This is a genomic window from Rickettsia sp. (assembly GCF_965035265.1).
Genome location: NZ_CBCDJS010000092.1, coordinates 1 through 4,622, shown reverse-complemented (window position 1 = coordinate 4,622; position 4,622 = coordinate 1). Strand labels below are relative to the sequence as shown.

The following is a 4,622-nucleotide window of genomic DNA, read 5'->3' as shown; positions in this document are numbered from 1 at the left end:
AAAAACTTCTGATGCTTCCTTTTGGCTCCTTCCTTTCTTTAGGTAATTTATTACTTTCTTCCTTAAATCTTCACTATATGGACTTGTTGACATTTTTCCTTGTATATTATCTTATTATTGCACCTAATACTATATGATTTACTATATATTGCGAAGTTTCTACTTCAGACGAATCATTATTAAGGCTATTTATTGTTTCTATCCAATTTTCTAGATATGAATTATTTGACATTGTAATATCCTTTTGCTATTCCTATCTTTTAGAATAGGATAAATATTGATTACTTATCAAGTAGTTATTAATTTTTATTCTATGTCATTCCTAGCTAAAGGCGGGAAGGCGTTGTTGCGTGGACCGGTAAACTCCATTGTGTCACCCCGTGGCTTGACCTATAGCACCGGACATTTTTTAAAAAGCTCTCGATGTCATCCCTGCGAAAGCAGGGATCCAGGCTAAAAAATCTTTAATTTTAAAGATTTTTTAATTAGATAATTTTTTCAAATAAAGCTTTTTAAAGCTTTATTTAACTGGATTCCCGCTTTTGCGGGAATGACATAAAGTAAAAATTGTCCGGTACTATAGGCTTGACCACGGGGCCCATAAAAACAATAAAAAATACTAATAATTTTAGTATTTTTAACTGGATCCCGTGGTCAAGCCACGGGATGACAGCGGTGAAATTGATCCATGCAACAATGCTACGCGGGAATGACATCAAGGGCTTTTTAAAAACTGTCCGGTGCTATAGGTCAAGCCACGGGGTGACATTGAAAAACCTGTGAACGCTCACAAAAATTTAGAAATAATTACAAATTAAGATTTCCAATTTAGTTCCGGATAGTTTCTAATTTCAGCCTTGTAATTGCTACGCTTTAACCATTTTTTAGCTGCTTCTAAATACAAGAAAATTATCGGTGTAATATAAAGAGTAAGTAATTGTGAAGTGAGTAGACCACCGACTACGGCAAGCCCTAGCGACCTTCTCTCTGCTCCTGTTGCTCCGACTCCAAGAGCAATAGGCATAGCTCCCATTAATGCAGCTAAGGTAGTCATCATAATAGGTCTGAATCTTATTATACATGCTTCATAGATTGCTTCATGCGAAGATTTATTGCCGGTTCTCTCAAGTTCTAAAGCAAAGTCAATAATCATGATAGCGTTTTTCTTAACTATACCGATTAGCATAATCAGCCCAACAAATCCGTACATATCAAGTTCGCTATTAAATATTAGCAAGGTAAGTAATGCTCCAAATATAGCCGTAGGTAGTCCCGAAAGGATTGTTATAGGATGTACAAAACTCTCATATAACATGCCAAGGATTATATAAATAACTATAACGGCAAGTCCAAGCAATAAGCCAAGATCGGAAAAAGACGACTGAAATGCTTGAGCTGTGCCTTGGAAGCTGCCTGTTATGGTTGCAGGCATTTGTAGCTCTCTTAAAGCCTCATTAACTTTTGGAACGGCGTCACTAATTGAATATCCATCTTGTAGGTTAAATGATACCGTAACCGAAGGTAATTGTCCGAAATGTGAAATACTAAGAGGACCAACAGTATTAACAATTTTAGCAAGCGTAGTTAGCGGTACTAAATTACCGTTTGCAGAGTTAATATTGACTAAAGATAACATTGATGAATCTGTTTGATATTTAGGATCTAACTCTAAAATAACATCATATTGGGCTGTTGGGGTATATAATGTTGAAATCTGCTCAGCACCGTAAGCCGCATATAAGATATTCTGGATTTGTTCGATTGATATACCTAATTTCGTAGCTTTATATCTATCGATTTGTACTAAGGTTTGCGGCTGTGCTATTTGTAAATCCGAAGTTACGTCAATAAAACCCGGTAGCTGCGCGAGTTTGTCTTTTAATTTCGGTGTAAAGCTAAATAGCTCATCTTGATCGAGTCCTTGCATAGTATATTGATACTGGCTTTTGGTTGCTTGTCCGCCAATCGTAATAGTCGGTACGTTTTGGATATATACTCTTAAGCCTACTAAATGATTTAGTTTTGAACGTAACTGGTCAATTACCTCGTCTGCTCCTATTCTTTGATCGCGAGGTTTTAAGCTAATAAAAATCGTGCCTTGGTTAACGGCAGAGTTTCTACCTGAAACACCGACTGCCGAAAAGAATGAATCTATATTAGGATTTTTAAGTAATACATCACTTACTTGCTGCTGTTCTTTTACCATCGCATCAAAAGAAATAGTTTGAGCGGCTTCAGTAAAAACTAAGATTTGTCCCGTATCGGAATCAGGCATAAAGCCTTTGCGTACTTTTCCGAATAAATAAGCCGTTGCGAGGATTACTAAGAGAAATATAAGCATAGTAGTTTTTGAATGCTCTACTACCGTTTTTAGACTGCTACCGTATTTTTGTTTTATGTATTCAAAGGCTTTTTTTGTTAAGGGTAACTCGTCATTACTCTTCTCATTGTCATACCGCGGCTTGACCGCGGTATCCATTTTTATATTTTCTTGGATCCCGCGATCAAGTCGCGGGATGACAGACGAAGTCTTTTCCCCGCAATGACGGTCTTTTAAAAACACATTGCACAGCATTGGAGTTACAGTTATCGAGATAACTCCCGAAAGCAAAATGGCGGTAGTAATAACAACGGCAAGTTCGTGTAGTAATTTCCCTAAAATTCCGCTCATAAATAATATCGGGATGAATACCGCCATTAAGGATAAAGTCATCGAGACAATAGTAAAACCTATTTCTTTAGTACCGCTAATACAGGCTGCTATTTTACTTTCGCCTTTTTCCATATGTCTTGTGATATTTTCAAGCACTACTATTGCGTCATCAACGACAAAACCCATCGCAAGCGTTAGAGCCATTAAAGACATATTATCTATGCTATAACCAAATAAGTACATAAAGGCAAAAGTGCCAACAATAGATAAGGGGAGGGCAATAGTCGGAATAATCACGGATCGTAAATTATGTAGAAAGAGAAATATAGCAATCACTACGAGTATTAAAGCAAGGAGCATAGTAAAATTGGCATCATTTACCGATTCTCTAATAGAAATTGACCTATCAAACATAATATTTATATTAACGCCTTCGGGGATTTGCCTACGGAGTAACGGCAATACTTCTTTTATAGAGTCGACTATTTCAATAGTGTTAGTGTCGGGTTGTTTTTGAATAGCAAGTATGATCCCAGGCTTATCTCTATACCAAGCGGCTATTTTATTATTAGCCACGCTATCGATTGCTTTTCCAATATTTTTAAGAAAAAGCGGATTACCGTTTTTATAAGTTAATATTAACTCATTATACTCTTTAGCATCTTGTAGTTGTCCCGGTGCTCTAATACTTGAGTAAATATCTTTACCGTACAAAGCTCCGGTCGGTAAGTTAACGTTAGCAGAGCTGATAATATTCGATACTTGGTCAAGCCCTATATTATTTGCTGCCATTTTAACCGGATCAACCTGCACACGTACTGCATATTGCTGTGAGCCGTAAACTTGTACCTGTGCAACGCCCGGTAACATTGATAAACGCTCAGCCATAATTGTTTCGGCGTAATAGTCAACGCTGTATAAAGGCATGGTATCGGATGTTAAAGATAAATAAAATATAGGGGCATCGGCAGGGTTTACTTTGCGATATGAGGGCGGGGTAGGTAAGTCGTTCGGTAGCTGCTTAGCAGCGGATGAGATAGCTGCTTGTACGTCTTGTGCCGCTGCGTCTATATCTCGGTCCAAATTAAACTGCAAAGTAATTTGAGTAGTACCGTTACTATTAACTGAACTCATTGAATCAATATCGGATATTGTCGAAAATTGCTTTTCAAGAGGTAATGCAACCGAAGATGCCATAGTAGTCGGGTCAGCTCCGGGCAGGTTTACCGAAACCTGGATAGTCGGGAAATCGATGTCAGGTAAAACGCTTACCGGTAATAGCCTATAGCCGAATGCTCCAAACAGCAAAATAGTTGCCATGAATAAGGTAGCAAGAACCGGACGCTTAATAAATATTTCTGAAATACCCAATTAGTTTTCTCCTGTTTTATACTTAGGTTGTCATATTTTGCATTTTTATGTCATTCCCGCCGTCCTTTATGTCATTGCGTAGGCGGGAATCCAGCGTAAAGCGAGATAAATCGAGCTTTTAATTTTAAAACTTACTGTGTATGTACCGTTTTATTAATGGATTCCCGCTTTCGCGGGAATGACATAAAGCGGTGAGAATGATATCTTATTCCCTAACACTCACCTCTGCTCCGTTAGATAGTCGTAACTGCCCGTTGGTGATTACCGTTTCACCCTCATCTATACCGCTTTTAATAACAATAAAATCATCATTAGAAAAAGCTATATCTATATTCTTGACCACAGCTTTATTATCCTTATCGACAACGAATACATAAGGTCCTTGATCGTTAGTTTGCATTGCTTTAGACGGAACTATTAGAGCATCTTTTTCAGTATAAATGGTTAAAGACACACGTACGAATTGCCCAGGCCACAATATTTCATCATTATTAGGTAATGTTGCTTTAACTTTGATAGTACCGCTATTTGGGTCAATTGCATTGTCGACAAAAACGATTTCACCGTCTTTAATTTCCTGATCGTTTATGGTTCTAAC

The 4,622-nt window shown here is 37.5% G+C and carries 4 protein-coding genes; all 4 read right to left on the bottom strand.

Annotated elements, in window-relative coordinates; translation table 11 throughout:
• On the bottom strand, positions 1-93 hold a 93-nt coding region (locus AC1Z7D_RS05905), incomplete at its 3' end, for an IS630 transposase-related protein (RefSeq protein ID WP_482601266.1).
• 13 nt (positions 94-106) lie between these two features.
• Positions 107-232, bottom strand: coding sequence for a hypothetical protein (locus AC1Z7D_RS05900; RefSeq protein ID WP_482602820.1), 126 nt, complete (start codon positions 230-232; stop codon positions 107-109).
• 582 nt (positions 233-814) lie between these two features.
• Complete coding sequence (locus AC1Z7D_RS05895; RefSeq protein ID WP_482602818.1) at positions 815-4,024, bottom strand: efflux RND transporter permease subunit; 3,210 nt, start codon at positions 4,022-4,024, stop codon at positions 815-817.
• 205 nt (positions 4,025-4,229) lie between these two features.
• A partial coding sequence (locus AC1Z7D_RS05890; RefSeq protein ID WP_482602816.1) for an efflux RND transporter periplasmic adaptor subunit occupies positions 4,230-4,622 on the bottom strand: 393 nt, incomplete at its 5' end.